At 71.4% G+C, this 15,072-nt stretch carries 16 protein-coding genes; 10 read left to right on the top strand and 6 right to left on the bottom strand.

Annotated features, from left to right (window positions below; genetic code table 11):
* Positions 1-2 precede the first annotated feature (2 nt).
* From ACWC1K_RS09120 to ACWC1K_RS09100, 5 genes are read left to right on the top strand one after another with little or no spacing between them, the layout of a single operon-like run.
* Positions 3-1,016 carry a zinc-dependent alcohol dehydrogenase gene (locus ACWC1K_RS09120; RefSeq protein ID WP_450829708.1) on the top strand — a complete coding sequence of 338 codons (1,014 nt, stop codon included), beginning with the start codon at positions 3-5 and terminating at the stop codon, positions 1,014-1,016.
* A 40-nt stretch (positions 1,017-1,056) separates the two neighbouring features.
* On the top strand, positions 1,057-2,172 hold the full coding sequence (locus ACWC1K_RS09115; protein WP_450829707.1) for an NAD(P) transhydrogenase subunit alpha: 1,116 nt from the start codon (positions 1,057-1,059) through the stop codon (positions 2,170-2,172).
* Positions 2,169-2,489, top strand: a complete 321-nt coding sequence (locus tag ACWC1K_RS09110) for an NAD(P) transhydrogenase subunit alpha (RefSeq protein WP_450829706.1) — start codon at positions 2,169-2,171, stop codon at positions 2,487-2,489. Before ACWC1K_RS09115 ends, ACWC1K_RS09110 begins: the two co-directional genes overlap by 4 nt.
* A 5-nt stretch (positions 2,490-2,494) precedes the next feature.
* A complete protein-coding gene (locus ACWC1K_RS09105; RefSeq protein ID WP_450829852.1) occupies positions 2,495-3,907 on the top strand; it encodes an NAD(P)(+) transhydrogenase (Re/Si-specific) subunit beta in 1,413 nt (470 codons plus the stop codon).
* A 47-nt stretch (positions 3,908-3,954) separates the two neighbouring features.
* Complete coding sequence (locus ACWC1K_RS09100; protein ID WP_450829704.1) at positions 3,955-4,182, top strand: hypothetical protein; 228 nt, start codon at positions 3,955-3,957, stop codon at positions 4,180-4,182.
* 78 nt (positions 4,183-4,260) lie between these two features.
* Here the strand turns inward: ACWC1K_RS09100 and ACWC1K_RS09095 are convergent, their stop codons facing one another.
* Genes ACWC1K_RS09095 through ACWC1K_RS09075 form a run of 5 tightly spaced genes read right to left on the bottom strand, consistent with a single transcriptional unit; the run spans position 4,261 to position 9,626 of the window.
* Positions 4,261-5,886 carry an NAD(P)-binding protein gene (locus tag ACWC1K_RS09095; protein WP_450829702.1) on the bottom strand — a complete coding sequence of 542 codons (1,626 nt, stop codon included), beginning with the start codon at positions 5,884-5,886 and terminating at the stop codon, positions 4,261-4,263.
* The gene (locus tag ACWC1K_RS09090) at positions 5,883-6,893 is read right to left on the bottom strand and encodes a thiamine pyrophosphate-dependent enzyme (protein WP_450829701.1); all 1,011 of its coding nucleotides are present in this window, start codon (positions 6,891-6,893) and stop codon (positions 5,883-5,885) included. Before ACWC1K_RS09090 ends, ACWC1K_RS09095 begins: the two co-directional genes overlap by 4 nt.
* Complete coding sequence (gene porA / locus ACWC1K_RS09085) at positions 6,890-8,131, bottom strand: pyruvate ferredoxin oxidoreductase (RefSeq protein ID WP_450829699.1); 1,242 nt, start codon at positions 8,129-8,131, stop codon at positions 6,890-6,892. Before porA ends, ACWC1K_RS09090 begins: the two co-directional genes overlap by 4 nt.
* A complete protein-coding gene (locus ACWC1K_RS09080) occupies positions 8,115-8,693 on the bottom strand; it encodes a 2-oxoacid:acceptor oxidoreductase family protein (protein WP_450829698.1) in 579 nt (192 codons plus the stop codon). Before ACWC1K_RS09080 ends, porA begins: the two co-directional genes overlap by 17 nt.
* A gap of 42 nt (positions 8,694-8,735) precedes the next feature.
* Positions 8,736-9,626 (bottom strand): universal stress protein, encoded by an 891-nt coding sequence (locus tag ACWC1K_RS09075; RefSeq protein ID WP_450829697.1) that lies wholly within the window; start codon positions 9,624-9,626, stop codon positions 8,736-8,738.
* Between the two features lie 285 nt (positions 9,627-9,911).
* Here ACWC1K_RS09075 and ACWC1K_RS09070 point away from each other — a divergent pair, with 285 nt between their 5' ends.
* The 5 genes from ACWC1K_RS09070 (at position 9,912) to ACWC1K_RS09050 (ending at position 14,619) form a co-directional block, all read left to right on the top strand.
* Entirely contained in the window at positions 9,912-10,634 is a 723-nt protein-coding gene (locus tag ACWC1K_RS09070) for a CBS domain-containing protein (RefSeq protein WP_450829695.1), read from the top strand.
* A gap of 139 nt (positions 10,635-10,773) precedes the next feature.
* Positions 10,774-11,196: an Hsp20/alpha crystallin family protein gene (locus tag ACWC1K_RS09065; protein ID WP_450829694.1), complete on the top strand. Its 423-nt coding sequence runs from the start codon at positions 10,774-10,776 to the stop codon at positions 11,194-11,196.
* Positions 11,197-11,285: 89 nt separating this feature from the next.
* A complete protein-coding gene (locus tag ACWC1K_RS09060; protein WP_450829692.1) occupies positions 11,286-11,855 on the top strand; it encodes a hydrogenase maturation protease in 570 nt (189 codons plus the stop codon).
* Between the two features lie 144 nt (positions 11,856-11,999).
* Positions 12,000-13,436, top strand: coding sequence for an MBL fold metallo-hydrolase RNA specificity domain-containing protein (locus ACWC1K_RS09055; RefSeq protein ID WP_450829691.1), 1,437 nt, complete (start codon positions 12,000-12,002; stop codon positions 13,434-13,436).
* A gap of 112 nt (positions 13,437-13,548) precedes the next feature.
* Entirely contained in the window at positions 13,549-14,619 is a 1,071-nt protein-coding gene (locus ACWC1K_RS09050) for a zinc-dependent alcohol dehydrogenase family protein (RefSeq protein ID WP_450829689.1), read from the top strand.
* A 48-nt stretch (positions 14,620-14,667) separates the two neighbouring features.
* Here ACWC1K_RS09050 and ACWC1K_RS09045 read toward each other — a convergent pair whose 3' ends face one another.
* Positions 14,668-14,889 (bottom strand): hypothetical protein, encoded by a 222-nt coding sequence (locus ACWC1K_RS09045; RefSeq protein WP_450829687.1) that lies wholly within the window; start codon positions 14,887-14,889, stop codon positions 14,668-14,670.
* Positions 14,890-15,072 lie beyond the last annotated feature (183 nt).

Here is a 15,072-nt window from a genome sequence, read left to right as displayed (position 1 = left end):
CGATGAAGGCAGCAGTGGTCACCGACTTCGGCAAGCCCCTGGAGATCCAGGACCTGCCCGTCCCCGAGCCCGGCCCCGGCCAGGTGCTCGTCAAGATGGAGGCCTCCGGCCTCTGCCACACCGACATCCACGCCGCCCACGGCGACTGGCCCGTCAAGCCGCAGCCGCCGTTCGTTCCCGGCCACGAGGGCATCGGCACCGTACAGGCCGTCGGCGCCGGTGTGTCGGCCGACCTGGCCGGCAAGCGGGTCGCCATACCGTGGCTCGGCTCGTCCTGCGGCACCTGCCGCTACTGCGTCTCGGGCTGGGAGACCCTGTGCGAGAGCCAGGTCAACTCCGGCTACTCCGTGGACGGTTGCTACGCCGAGTACGCTCTCGCGAACGCGGGCGCGGTGGTCCAGGTGCCCGAGGGTGTCAGCTCCTTCGACGCGGCACCGCTGACCTGCGCGGGCGTCACCACGTACAAGGCGATCAAGGTCGCGAAGGTGGTCCCGGCCGAACGGGTCGCGGTCTTCGGCATCGGCGGCCTCGGCCACCTGGCCCTGCAGTACGCGCGCCTGGTCGGCGGCCTGGTCACCGCCGTCGACGTGGAACCCGAGAAGCTGGGCCTGGCCCACCGGCTCGGCGCCGACCAGACCGTCAACGCCCGCACACACGACCCGGTCGAGGAGATCAAGAAGGCCGGCGGAGCGGACGTCGCGGTCGTACTCGCCGCCGCCCCGAAGGCGTTCGAGCAGGCGTACAGGTCACTCAACCGCGGCGGACGCCTGGTCATGGTCGCCCTGCCCGCCGACAACGCCGCGATCAACGTGCCGATCTTCGAGACCGTCCTCGGCGGCATCTCCGTCATCGGCTCCATCGTCGGCACCCGCCAGGACCTCGCCGAAGTGTTCGCGCTGCATGCGGCCGGACGCACCCAGGTCATCGCCGAAACGCGCCGCCTGGACGAGGTCAACGACTCCTTCGACGAGGTCCTCGGCGGACGGGCCGAAGCCCGGCTCGTCTTCGAGTTCTGAGGTCCGCGACCCAGCGGACCACAGGGAGAGGCAGCAGATCATGCCCACCGTCACCGTAGGCGCCGTACGGGAGCGGGCGCCCGGCGAACGCCGTGTCGCCCTCGTCCCCGAGGCGGTAACGCTCCTGATCCGAGCCGGACTTGACGTCCTGATCGAAACCGGGGCAGGCTCCGGTGCCTGGTTCACCGACGCCGACTACACCGCCGCCGGCGCGACCGTCGTGCCCCCGGAAGAGCTGTACGCACGCGCGGACGCCGTCCTGTGCGTCGGCCCGCCGGACCCGGAGACCGCCGAGTCGCTGCGTGCCGGGCAGGCCCTGATCGGCCTGCTCGAACTGCCGCGCCACCCCGCCCTGGCCGGACAACTGGCCGAGCGCGGAGTGCGCACCGTGAGCCTCGACCTGCTGCCGCGCACCCTCAGCCGCGCCCAGTCCATGGACGCGCTGACCTCCCAGGCCAACGTCGCCGGCTACAAGGCGGCCGTGCTCGCGGCCGACTCGTACGACCGGTTCTTCCCGATGCTGACCACCGCGGCGGGCACCATGCGCCCCGCGCAGGTCCTCGTCCTCGGCGCCGGAGTGGCCGGACTGCAGGCGATCGCCACCGCCCGCCGCCTCGGCGCCGTGGTCACGGCCTACGACGTACGCCCCGCAGCACGGGAGGAGGTGGAGTCGCTCGGCGCCCGATTCCTCGACATCCAGCACCCGCCAGGCACCGGATCGGGCGCCGGACAGGGCGGCTACGCACGGGAGTTGACCGAGGCGGAGCAGCAGGCCCAGCGAGCGGCGCTGGACGCGCACATCGGCCGTACCGACATCGTGATCACCACGGCCCAGGTGCCGGGCCGCAAGCCGCCGTTGCTGGTCACCGCCGACGCCGTCGAGGCCATGAAGCCCGGTTCGGTGGTCGTCGACCTCGCCGCGAGCGAACTCGGCGGAAACGTCGAGGTCTCCGAACCCGACAAGACGCAGGTCCTGGCGGGCGGCGTCACCGTCATCGGCGCCGGACGCCTGCCGTCCGCGATGGCGACCGCCGCCTCCACGGCCTACGCCCGCAACCTGGTCGCGCTGCTGCGCCACCTCGTGCACGACGGCGAACTGCTCTTCGACCCGGCCGACGAGATCACGGCCGCGCTCACGGGAGGAGCCCTCTCATGAACAACCTCGATCTCCTCACCGCGATCACCGTCTTCGTGCTGAGCGTCCTGGTCGGCGTCGAGGTCATCAGCAAGGTCCCCGCGACCCTGCACACCCCCCTGATGTCCGGTTCCAACTCGGTGCACGGCATCGTCGTCATCGGCGCCATGCTGATCGCGGCCGAGTCGCACACCTGGCTCGGCTACGTCCTCGCCTTCGCGGCGATGGTGTTCGGAGCGATGAACGTCGTCGGTGGATACGTCGTCACCGACCGCATGCTGGAGATGTTCAAGGCCAGGCCCGCCCCTTCCGGCACGCGTGACAAGGCGGAGGTGTGAGCACCATGGACACCGTCTCCAACGCCGTCCACTACGTCTTCCTGGCCACGGCCGCCTGTTTCGTCCTCGGCCTGCACCTGATGAACCACCCGCGCACGGCCCGCCGCGGCAACACCCTGTCCGCCGGGGCCATGGCCGTCGCGATCGCCGCCACGGTGTGGCTGGTGGCCCACGAGGGCACCATCAGCACGACCGGCTGGCTGGTGCTGGCCTCCGGCGGCCTCGTCGGCGCCGCGCTCGGTCTGTACGCGGCACGCGAGGTCAAGATGACCGCCATGCCCCAACTGGTCAGCCTCTTCAACGCGGTCGGCGGCGGGGCGGCCGCGCTCATCGCGGTCAACGACCTCCTCCAGGCCGACCAGCCGGCCGCACTCGGGGCACGGGTCTCCCTGCCGGGCGCCCTGGACATCGTCATCGGCGCGGTCACCTTCTCCGGATCGCTGATCGCGGCAGGCAAGCTCCAGGGCGTCGTCTCCGGGGCGCCGGCGGTCTTCCCGGGAGCCCGGCTGCTGAACGTGGTGCTGCCGGCCTCCTTCGTCATCGGCACCATCTGGCTGGTGCTCGCTCCGGACTCCCTTGTCGCCCTGTATGGACTGGTGGCCGTCGCCCTGCTCTTCGGCGTGACGATGGTGCTGCCCATCGGCGGCGCGGACATGCCCGTGGTCATCGCCCTGCTGAACGCCTTCACCGGCTCCGCGGTCGCCATGGCGGGCTTCGTCCTGAACGAGACCGCGCTGATCATCGCGGGCATGCTGGTCAGTGCGTCGGGGGGCATCCTCACCAAGCTGATGGCCGACGCCATGAACCGGTCGATCGCGGGCATCATGGTCGGCGGCTTCGGGACCGGCGACAGCGCCCCGGTCGCTGTCGATGGAGCTCCCGCCCAGGTGCGGTCGGTCTCCGCGGACGACGTGGCGATCCAGCTGGCGTACGCGAGCAAGGTCATCTTCGTCCCCGGTTACGGCCTCGCCGCGGCCCAGGCCCAGCACGAACTCGGCGACCTCGCCAAGATGCTCACCGACCACGGCGTCGACGTCAGTTACGCCGTCCACCCGGTCGCGGGCCGCATGCCCGGACACATGAACGTGCTTCTGGCCGAGGCCAACGTCCCCTACCCCCAGCTGAAGGAGATGGACGAGGTCAACCCCGAGTTCCCGCAGGCGGACGTCGCTCTCGTCATCGGCGCCAACGACGTGACCAACCCGATCGCCCGCCGTCCCGGCAACGCGATCTCGGGCATGCCGATCCTCGACGTCGACCGGGCCAAGAGCGTCGTCGTCATCAAACGCTCGATGGGCCACGGCTACGCCGGCATCGACAACGAGCTCTACACCGACCCGAAGACCGGGATGTTCTTCACCGACGCGAAGAAGGGACTGAGCGAACTGAAGACGGCCGTGGGCGAGTTCGTCGGCTGACCCACGGTCCGCACGCCGGGGCCGCTCTGCGGGCGGCCCCGGCCGGCATGCCCGGTCACGGTGCCCGCAGCAGCGGGATCAGGTCGGCGATCGTCCAGGGCGCGCAGGAGATGACGACCGTGACGACCCTCGCCGGCGCCGTGGAGGTGACGCTCGCGGAGCTGCGACGGGAGGCGTTCCCGCCGGCCGATCCGGTGACCGTCGAAACCGCTCTCGGCGGACCGGTGCGGACCACCTCGCCGGCCACGGCGCACACGACCTCCAGCCGAGCCTGACCAGTTCGACCAGTTCGTCGAGGCGCACGGCTGCCACGCCGCGATCTCGTGCTGCGTGAGTAATCCGGTGTGTCCGGCTCACTCCTCCGGCACCATGTCGATCGCCCCGCAAGGGCACTCCGCCGCGCACAGCCCGCACCCCTTGCAGTAGTCGAGGTCGATGGTGAACCCCTTGCCCGGCCCCAGCTTGATGATCGCGTTGTCGGGGCAGACGCCGTAGCAGTTGTCGCACTCGAAGCAGTTGCCGCAGGACATGCAGCGCCGGGCCTCGAACAGTGCGGTGGACTCGTCGAGTCCCTGCACCACCTCGTCGAACGTCGAGACGCGGCGGGCGAGTTCGAGTGTCGGCCGTACGGAGGCCGGGGCGTCGGAGTAGTACCAGGTGTTGAGCCGGTCGGCCGACGCGAGGCCGTGCTTGGGGGCGGGGTCGTACGCTGTGCCGCGCAGATACGCGTCGATGTGCCGGGCAGCCTTCTTGCCGTGTCCCACGGCCACCGTGACCGTGCGCTCGGCGGGCACCATGTCGCCGCCCGCGAAGATGCCCTCGTGGCCGGTCATGAGCCCGTCGGCCACCTGCACCATGCCGTGGTCCACAGTCAGCTCCGGCACGTCCCGCAGCAGGGACAGGTCCGAGTCCTGGCCGAGCGCCAGCACCACGCTGTCCGCCTCCAGCTCCTCGAACTCGCCGGTGGGCTGCGGGAATCCGGTCTCGTCGAGCTCCATCCGCTCGATGGTCAGCCGTCCCTCGTCGGCGTGCTTGATCGTGGAGAGCCACTTCATCCGCACGCCCTCCTCCAGCGCCTCCTCGACCTCGATGTCGTGCGCGGGCATACGGTCGCGGGTACGCCGGTAGACCACCACGGCGTCGGTCGCGCCGAGCCTGCGGGCGGTGCGGGCCGCGTCCATGGCCGTGTTGCCGCCGCCGTAGACGGCGACCCTGCGGCCCAGCAGCGGCCGGTCCTCGCCCTCCATGCTGCCCAGCAGCGTCACCGCGTCGAGGATGCGGGCGCTGTCACCGGCCGGGATGTAGGCACGCTTGCCGATGCCCGCACCCACCGCCAGGAACACGGCGTCGAAACCGCCGTCCCGCTGCGCGGCGAGCACGTCGTCGACCTTCGTGCCGAGCTCCAGCCCGACGCCCAGCGCCGTGATCCGGCCGATCTCGGCGTCCAGTACCTCACGCGGCAGCCGGTAGCGCGGGATGCCGTAGCGCATCATCCCGCCGGGCTGCTCCTGTGCCTCGCGGATCGTCACCTCGTGGCCGAGCAGCCGCAGGTGGTACGCGGCCGACAGCCCGGCGGGGCCGGAGCCGACGACCAGGACTCGCTTGCCCGAGGTCGTCTCCGGCACGGGCACCCTCCAGCCCCGCCTGATCGCCTCGTCGCCCAGGAACCGCTCGATCGAGTTGATGCCGACCGCGTTGTCGACCTGGACCCGGTTGCAGGCGGTCTCGCAGGGGTGGTAGCAGACGCGTCCCATCACGGCGGGCAGCGGATTGTCCCGCATCAGCTGCCGCCACGCGGACTCGTAGTCGCCGCTCTCCGCGTGGAACAGCCACTGCTGGATGTTCTCCCCGGCGGGGCAGGCCTGGTTGCACGGCGGCATCCGGTCGACGTAGACGGGACGTTCGGTGCGCCAGGCACCGGTGTGGTTGGCCAGGCTGGAGCCGACATTGAGAGTGATCGCGAACGGTTTGTCCTTCACGACGACACCTCCTCAGGGGCCAGCAGCCCGAAGCGGGCGATGTTGCGGTCGGCGGTCCGCTGCAGGCGGGCGATGACATCCGTACGCAGCTCGGGCCGGAAGAGGTGCGCGTAGCGCTTCTGCGGGCGCAGGTACTCCTCGACCGGCAGGCGCCGCCGGATCGGTGTGACGTCGGTGACCTCGCCGTCGAGGGCCTCGAACACCGGGAACAGCCCGGTCTGTTTGGCCAGCCGGGCGATGCGTACCGTGTCGTGGGACGCCGTGCCCCAGCCCAGCGGGCAGGGCACCAGCACATGCAGATAGCGGGCGCCGCGCATCCCCATCGCCCGGTGCACCTTGGCCTCCAGGTCGCGCAGCCCCGCGACGGTGGCCGTGGCGACGTACGGGATCTCGTGCGCCATCGCGATCAGCGGCAGGTTCTTGCCCTGCCCGAAGGGGGCGCCGGGCTCCTCGCCCACCGCCTGGGTGGTGGCGGTGCGCGCGGTCGGGGGAGTGGCTCCGGAGCGCTGCACACCGGTGTTCATGTAGGCCTCGTTGTCGTAACAGACATACAGGACGTCGTCATTGCGCTCGAACATGCCGGACAGACAGCCGAGGCCGATGTCGACGGTGCCGCCGTCGCCGCCCTGCCCGACCACGCGGATGTCGGTGCGGCCCTTGGCGCGCAGTGCGGCGGCGACACCCGCGGCGACCGCGGGCGCGTTGCCGAACAGCGAGTGCAGCCAGGGCAGTTGCCATGACGTCTCCGGATACGGCGTCGAGAACACCTCCAGGCAGCCCGTCGCGTTCACCGCGATCACCTTGCCGCCGGCCGCCCGCTGGGCCGCATCCAGGATGTAACGGGCGCCGAGCGCCTCGCCGCAGCCCTGGCAGGCGCGGTGGCCGCAGGTCAGCGCGTTGGCGCGACCCGGATCGGCCTGGTCGGACTGCTGCTCGGGCCCCAGCAGCCGGTTCCCGGCCGCGAAGCTGCCCACCTGGTAGAACTTGACCTGCGGCGCGGCACTCATCGGTTGCTCCCCACATCACGCAGGATGTTCTCCGCGGACGGCCCGGACCGCCTGGTCTGCGCCATCCGCGCCAACTCCCGCTCCACCAGCTCGGTGTTGAGGTCGAGGAAGGTCAACTGCCCCAGCCGCCCGGCGATCGCGTCGTCGAACAACCGGTGCAGGGACTCCTTGGTGATCGCGCGACCGCCGAGCCCGGCGACCACGGTGTGCCCGTCCAACTGGATGCCGGACAGCGCGGTGCGCACGTTCGCCGACACGATCCCGCCGATACCGACCGCCAACGCCCGCTCGAGAACGACGACTTGGCGTGCCCTGCCGAGCACGGTGCGCACCGCGTTGAGCGGGAAGGGCCGGAACGACGTGATGGCCAGAGCCCCGATGCGGACCCCGCACTCACGCATCTCGTCGACCACGTCGCACACCGTTCCGAACACCGAGCCCAGGGCCACGACGATCGTGTCGGCGTCCTCACAGGCGTACGGGTGGACCAGGCCACCGCTGGCCCGCCCGAAGACCGCCCGGAACTCGTCGGCCACCCGCGGAATCGTGTCCAGCGCCTGCATCTGTTTGGCGTGCGCCAGATAGCGCACCTCGGTGAAGGCGTCCGGGCCGACCATCGCACCGATCGACACCGGCTCGTCCGGGTCCAGGACCTGCCGGGGTTCGTACGGCGGCAGAAACGCGTCGACCTGCGCCTGCTCCGGTACCTCGATCCGTTCCCAGGCGTGGGTGAGCACGAAGCCGTCCATGCACACCATCACCGGCAGCGACAGCTCCTCGGCCAGCCGGAACGCCTGCGGATGCAGGTCGGCGGCCTCCTGGTTGTCGCGCGCGTACAGCTGGATCCAGCCGGAGTCGCGCTGCGACATGGTGTCGCTGTGGTCGTTCCAGATGTTGATGGGCGCGCCGATGGCCCGGTTGGCGACCGTCATCACGATCGGCAGACCCAGCCCGGAGGCGTTGTAGAGCGCCTCCACCATGTACAGCAGGCCCTGGCTCGCGGTCGCCGTGTAGGTGCGGGCGCCCGCGGCCGAGGCCCCGATGCACATCGACATCGCGGCGAACTCCGACTCGACGTTGACGTACTCGCACGGCTTCAGCACACCGGACTTCACCAGGCGGCTGAGCTCCTCGACGATGTGCGTCTGCGGCGAGATCGGATACGCGGCGATCACTTCGGGCCGGCAGCAGGCGACGGTTTCGGCGACCGCACGCGACCCCTCAGTCTGCTTGAGCATGCGCCCGCTCCTCCCGCTGGGCCTTGTGGACGTGGTCGTACGCTTCCCGGGCCGCGGCAGCGTTGGCCTGCCCCAGCTCTCCGGGGAAACGCTCGCGGACGGCGGCGGTGAGCGAGTCGATGCCCACGCAGCCGGTGAGCGCGGCGAGCCCGCCGAGCAGGACGGCGTTCGGCACGGGTCGGCCGAAGTGGCGCACGGCCAGTGCGGTGGCCGGGACGGTGAGGGCATGGCCGGCAAGCTCGCCGAGGCCCAGCTCGGCGACGGACCGCGGCGAGTTGATCAGCACGGCGCCGCCGGCCCGCAGCCCTTCGAAGACGTTCACCTGGTGCAGCAGCGTGGGATCCTGGACCACCAGCGCATCGGGCCGCATGACCGGCTCCCGCACCCGGATCGGCCGGTCGTCGATCCGGCAGAACGCCACCACCGGCGCCCCCGTCCGCTCCGACCCGAAGCTCGGGAACGCCTGCGCGTGGCGGTCCTCCATGAACGCCGCCACCGACAACAGCTCGGCGGCCGTGACGGCTCCCTGGCCGCCACGGCCGTGGATGCGAACCTGGAACACGGCACCTTCCCTTCCACACGGGCCCTCGTGTCTTCGGGCGAGTCAGTCGTGCGGGACGATCACCACCGGGCAGCGCACGTGGTGCATCACCGCGTGCGTGACCGGCCCGGTGTGCGCGCCCAGCCTGGCCGGACGGTTCCTGCGGCCCACGACCAGCAGCCCGGCGTCCTGTGTGGCGTGCAACAGTTGCTGGGCCGGGCGGCCGTTCTCCAGCAGCGTCCGGACCTTCACCGCCGGGTACTTCTCCCGCCATGGCTGAAGGGCGCCGTCCAGTGCGGTTTCGGCGGCCTGCTGTGCGGCGGCACTCATCGTGGCCGCCGCGGCGGGCGGGGCGTACGGCACGTGCCAGGCGTGCAGCACCTGCAGCTGCGCGGAACGCAGGGCCGCGCTCTCGAAGGCGAACGCGAGCAGTTCCTCGCACGGGTGCGCGATGTCCACACCGACCACGACGTCGCGATACGGCGTGCGCAGCGACGGCCCGCCCTCCGCGTCCGGCAGATGGTCGTCCTCTGCGGTCCGGTCGGCCCGCACGAGCACCACGGGCCGTGCCACGCGGGCCACCGTCGCGAGCGCCACCGAACCGGCCATGAAGCCGCCGAACCCGCTGAACGCCCGGCTGCCCAGGACCAGCAGCTCGGCCTCGGCGCCCGCCTCGACGAGTGCGTCCGCCGCGGGACGGGCGATCTGCTCGGCGCTGAGATACACCTGCGGGTGACGCTCATTGAGCTGGTCCATGGCTCCGCGCAGGATCCGCCGCGCCCAGTAACGGGGCGCCTCCAGCTCGGGCAACTGCGACGTGCCGGGCTCCAGTCCCTCCCACGCGTGCACCAGGCGCAGCGGAAGGCCGCGCCGCAATGCCTCCCCGGCCGCCCACTCGGCGGCGGCGAGGCTCTCACGTGAACCGTCCAGGCCCACGACCACGGGGCGAAGCACGGTCACCACCTCCCCGGCTCGTCGGCCGCCTGGCTCCGGGCGGCCCTCTGCATCTCCAGCGTCTCCGGGAAGCCGCCCGCCCGGGCAGGGGCTGCGTGGCCTGCGGAACGGGCCGAACGGCCCTGGGATGTGCTGCTCGGGCCGGGCGGGCCCGCAGCACAAACAGAGCCCACCGGAACTCGGTACGGGGCCACTCGGCCCATGTCGAGATCGGGCAGGTGCCCGACGCTGAAGGTGTCGTGCGACACGAGCACGTCGCGCGCCGCGAGCACCAGGGAGGACGCCATGCACGGCACTCCGCACATCGTCAGCGATGTGATGACCCGCACCGTCGTCGCCCTCGGCCGCGGAGCGACGTTCAAGGAGATCGTGAAGACCATGCAGCAGTGGAAGGTCAGCGCCATGCCCGTGGTGGAGGGCGAGGGCCGGGTGGTCGGTGTCGTCTCCGAGGCCGATCTGCTGCCCAAGGAGGAGTTCCGCGACGGCGACCCGGACCGCTACACCCAACTGCGCCGGCTGGCCGACCTGGTCAAGGCCGGTGCCGTGACCGCCGAGGAACTGATGAGCGCACCGGCCGTCACCGTCCCGGCACACGCCTCGCTCGCACAGGCCGCCCGGATCATGGCGCTCCACAAGGTGAAACGGCTGCCGGTCGTCGACGACGAAGACATGCTGCGGGGCATCGTCAGCAGGGCCGACCTGCTGAAGGTCTTCCTGCGCAGCGACGAGGACATCGCCGGGGAGGTGCGACGCGACGTCGTGGAGCACCTGTTCCCCGACGAGGCCGAAGCGATCCGGGTCGAGGTGCGCGAAGGCGTCGTGAGGCTCACCGGAAGGACCGGCGACACCGCCCTGGTGCCCATCGCCGCACGGCTGGTGCGGGCCGTCGAGGGCGTCGTGGACGTGGACTGCGCGCTGCTTGGACCGCGCCGGCGTCCGGACCTCGACCCGGACCTGCCGGACACCGAGACGGCCTCGCCGCCGTCGGGAGTGGGCGGCGCGCCTTGAGGCGGCTCCCCAACCGGCGAGTGCCGGGGGGACGTTGAAGCGCCAGGGCCGACCGGGCCCGGTACGGGTCCGGTCGGCCCACGCGCGTCCCGCCCCGGCGCGGGACGCTGGAAGCGGCGAAGAAAAGGAGGAGGGAGACATGACTGGCATGATCGAACGGCTGCCGGGCTGGCCGACCCTGCCCGACCTGTTCGGCTGGGTCGAATCCGGCTTCCCCGGGGCGCACACGCTCCCCGGACTGCACGCCATACGCATCGAAGAACACCTGGCGGACGAGAAGTACGTGCTGCGGGCGGAGCTCCCGGGCATCGACCCCGCCAAGGATGTCGAAATCACCGTCGCGGAAGGCGTTCTGACCCTGCGAGCGGAGCGCAGTGAGGAGACGACACAGAAGCACCGCACGGAGTTCCGCTACGGCACCTTCGCCCGCTCCGTCCGGCTGCCGGCCGGGGCCAAGGGCGAGGAGGCCGCTGCCGAGTACAAGGACGGCGTCCTGACCGTCACGATCCCGGTGCCCGAGACCAAGACGGGCACGAAGACCATCCCGGTGCGGCAAGGCTGAGTGCGGGTTCCACTCGGCCACACCCGCGGTGCGCGGCCGGTGCGCCGGCCGCGCACACCTTTGGCACCCGCAGTGGAGGGAGAGGAACCATGACGGTCTCCACCCGTATCGCGATCATCGCCATCGGCGACCCGGACCGGCACGACGACGGTGTGCCCCGAGCGGTGCTCTCCCGGCTGCGGGAGCGGGCCACTGAAAGGCCACTGCCTCCGGGCACGCTGCTCGCGGCATGCGACCCCGACCCGGCACGTCTGATCCGGCTGTGGGAGAACACGGAGCTGGCCGTCGTGCTGGAGCCCGCCCACGCCCGACCGAGCCACCCCGGCCGCATCTACCGCCTCGAACTGGACACCGCGGCGCTGTGGCGGCCCGGCACGATGCGCTCGCACGGCCTGGGCGAAGCCGTCAACGTGGGCAGGGCGCTCGGGCGACTGCCCGGCCACCTGGTGGCGTACGCCGTGGACGGTGCGGACACCTCGCTCGGCCAGGGGCTTTCCGAACCCGTCACGGCGACGGTCGGGCAGCTCGTCACCTGCGTCGAGGGGGAGATCACTCGCCATCGTGCGGAGGCCGCACAGAAGCTGGCCGGCACATCCGGCAGCAAGGGCGGGCCCGGCCATGAAGGACGGGAAGGCCCATCCGCTTCTCGCGGATCCTGATTGCACGGTGCGCGGCCACCGGCCGCTTCCCCGCGTCTTGTCGGGGGGCTCTTCCCGTCACCTCCAGCACACCACGTGCACACCGGACACAACAGGGCCGATCGGCCCCGAATCCCGGCCCATGCCGATGAGGAGAAGGACGCCATGACCGCCGACGAACCGCGCCCGGCCGACACCACCCCGGGCCACCCCCGGCCCGCACTGCTGACCTTCCTGGGCGGCGCGGGAACCGTCACCGGCAGCAAGTTCCTCGTCGAGAGCGACCACGCCCGCGTCCTCGTCGACTGCGGGCTCTTCCAGGGCCTGGCCGACCTGCGCCGGCTCAACTGGCGCGGCCTACCGTGCGACGCCGCCGACATCGAGGCGGTGGTGGTCACTCACGCACATCTGGACCACTGCGGGTACCTGCCGCGGCTGTTGCGCCACGGGTTCCGGGGACGGATCGTGACGACCGAGTTCACCGCACGACTCATGGAGATCGTGCTGCGGGACAGCGCAAAACTCCAACTCGAGGCGGCTCAGCACGCCAACGAGCACGGCTGGTCCAAACACCGGCCCGCGCAACCGCTGTACGACGACGCGGAGGTCGACCGCACACTCAAACTCGTCGACACCGTACCCGTGGGCACACCCGCCGAGATCGCCACCGGCACCACCCTGACACTGCACCCGGCCGGCCACATCCTCGGCTCGGCCTGGGCCAGGCTCACCCTGGAGGACGGCCGCACCCTCGCCGTCAGCGGCGACCTGGGCCGACCGGGGCACCCGCTGCTGCGCCCCGCGGAGCCGTTCTCCGGGGCGGACGTGCTGCTGATGGAATCGACGTACGGCAACCGGCGCCACGAGGAACAGGCAGGACGGACCCACTTCGCGGACGTGCTGACCCGCACGCTCGCCCGTGGCGGCACCGTCGTGATCCCCGCGTTCGCCCTCGACCGCACCGAGGTCGTCCTGCACGAACTCGCCGAACTCCGCCGGCAGGGCCGCCTGCCCGCCGCGGTGCCGGTGTACGTCGACAGCCCGATGGCGCTGGCGGCCCTGGACGTCTACCGGGACGCCGTGCGGGCCGGAGCAGCCGAACTGCGCCCCGAGGTCACGGCCGCAGGCACGGCCGCGCTGAGCCCCGAGCCGTTCCTGACGGCTCGCTCCATCCAGGAGTCCGTCGAGATCGGCCGGTCCGGTGGCCCGGCCGTCATCGTCTCCGCCTCCGGTATGGCCACCGGCGGCCGCGTCATGCACCACCTCAGGCGCCTGCTGCCCGATCCGCGCAACGCCGTGGTCGTGGTCGGCTTCGCTGCCCGGGGCACACGTGCCCGGGACCTCGTCGACGGCGCCAAGGCCCTGAAGATGTTCGGCGAATACGTCCCGGTGCGTGCCCAGGTGGCCGACGTACCCCACTTCTCGGCACACGCCGATGCCGCCCAGATCATCGACTGGCTGCACGGCGCCCCCGCCCCGCACACCACCTACCTGGTGCACGGCGAACCCGACGCGGCGAACGCCCTGCGTGACCGCATCGACCGCACCCTGGGCTGGAGCGCCGTCGTGCCTCGCGCCGGGGAGCGCGTACTCGTCCGGTGACAGGCCGCGGGGCCGACCGGCCCATGCGCATCCCATGAACTCCGGCCAAGCTGGAGCTGTGGGGTGTTTCCGGCAATTCGAAGATCCTTGCATCAAGAGGGTGAGGTCGGTCATGAAGGGCTACGTGTTCCACGGCCCAGGACAGGCGGCCTGGGAAGAGGTCGCAGACCCGGGCCTGGAGGAGGCCACCGACGCGATCGTGCGGGTCGACGCCGTCACCATCTGCGGCACGGATCTGCACATCCTCAAGGGCGATGTGCCCGAGGTGCGCCCGGGCACGGTGCTGGGGCACGAGGCGGTCGGTGAGATCGTCGAGGTCGGCGGCGACGTGCGGACCGTACGGCCCGGGGACCGGGTCCTGATCTCCTGCATCAGCGCCTGCGGACGCTGCCGCTACTGCCGCGAGGCCATGTACGGCCAGTGCCGGGGCGGCGGAGGCTGGATCCTCGGCCACTTGGTCAACGGCACCCAGGCCGAGTACGTCCGGGTCCCCTACGCAGACCTCTCCGTACACCCGCTGCCGAGCGCCGTGGACAACGAGGACGCCGTGCTGCTGGCCGACATCTTCCCGACGGCCTACGAGGTGGGCGTGCTCAACGGCCGGGTACGTCCCGGAGACACCGTCGCCGTGGTCGGGGCGGGGCCGATCGGCCTGGCTGCGATCGCCACGGCCCGGCTGTTCGCCCCGGAGCGCATCCTCGCCGTGGACCTGGCCGCCTCCCGCCTGGAGGCGGCCAGGAAACTCGGTGCCGAAGCGGTGGCCGACGCGAGCGAGGCCCCGGAGCAGCTGATCGCCGACCTCACCGACGGGCTCGGTGCTGACGTGGTCATCGAGGCGGTCGGCGTGCCGGAGAGCTTCGAGCTGTGCACGCGCATGGTGCGCCCCGGCGGGCACGTGGCCAACGTCGGTGTGCACGGCAAGCCCGCGACCCTGCACCTGGAAGACCTGTGGATCAAGAACGTGACCATCACCACGGGGCTCGTCGACACACGCTCCACCCCCACGCTGCTGCGGATGGCGGCAGCCGGACGACTGCCCACCTCACAACTGGTCACGCACGGCTTCCCGCTCGACCGCATGGAGGAGGCGTACGAGGTCTTCGCCCGCGCCGGTGAGACCGGCGCGCTCAAGGTGGTACTCGGCGGGCCGCAGCGCGAGGTCGTCCCCGTGCAGGCGGCATGACGGAGCCCCGGCCGGAGCCGCCCCGGCCGGGGCAACGCTGTTCATGGTTCACGTCCGGTAGTGCCGGTGGTGATCGGCATCGCCCATGAAGTGCTTTTCGATGATCGTCTCGCCTTCACCGGGCCGACTGACCGCCCCGGGCGTGTTCATGAAGACGATCAGGCCCAGGATACCGGCCGCCAACAGGACGAAGCCGACGACGAACGAGCTGTACCCGAAGATCAGGCACGCGCCCAGTACGGCCGCACCGATCAGTATGAGAGGGACCATGACTGCCTTCCTTCGGTCGGCGGTGCACCTCGGCCGGACCCGGAGACACGGTCCGGTCACTCTCAGTGTCCGTGAGGGGCGGTGACCGGCCCAGAGGCTGAGAGGGCACGGGCCTGGGCCGAGTGGCCCCGAGCGGGGGCCGAACCACCCCTGCTGAGGCCGGGCTGCCAGTGCCACGGTGGG

The sequence above is a fragment of the Streptomyces sp. NPDC001492 genome (assembly GCF_053597275.1).
The sequence above is the reverse complement of the archived record's forward strand: the minus strand, read 5'-3'. Positions and strand labels throughout refer to the sequence as shown.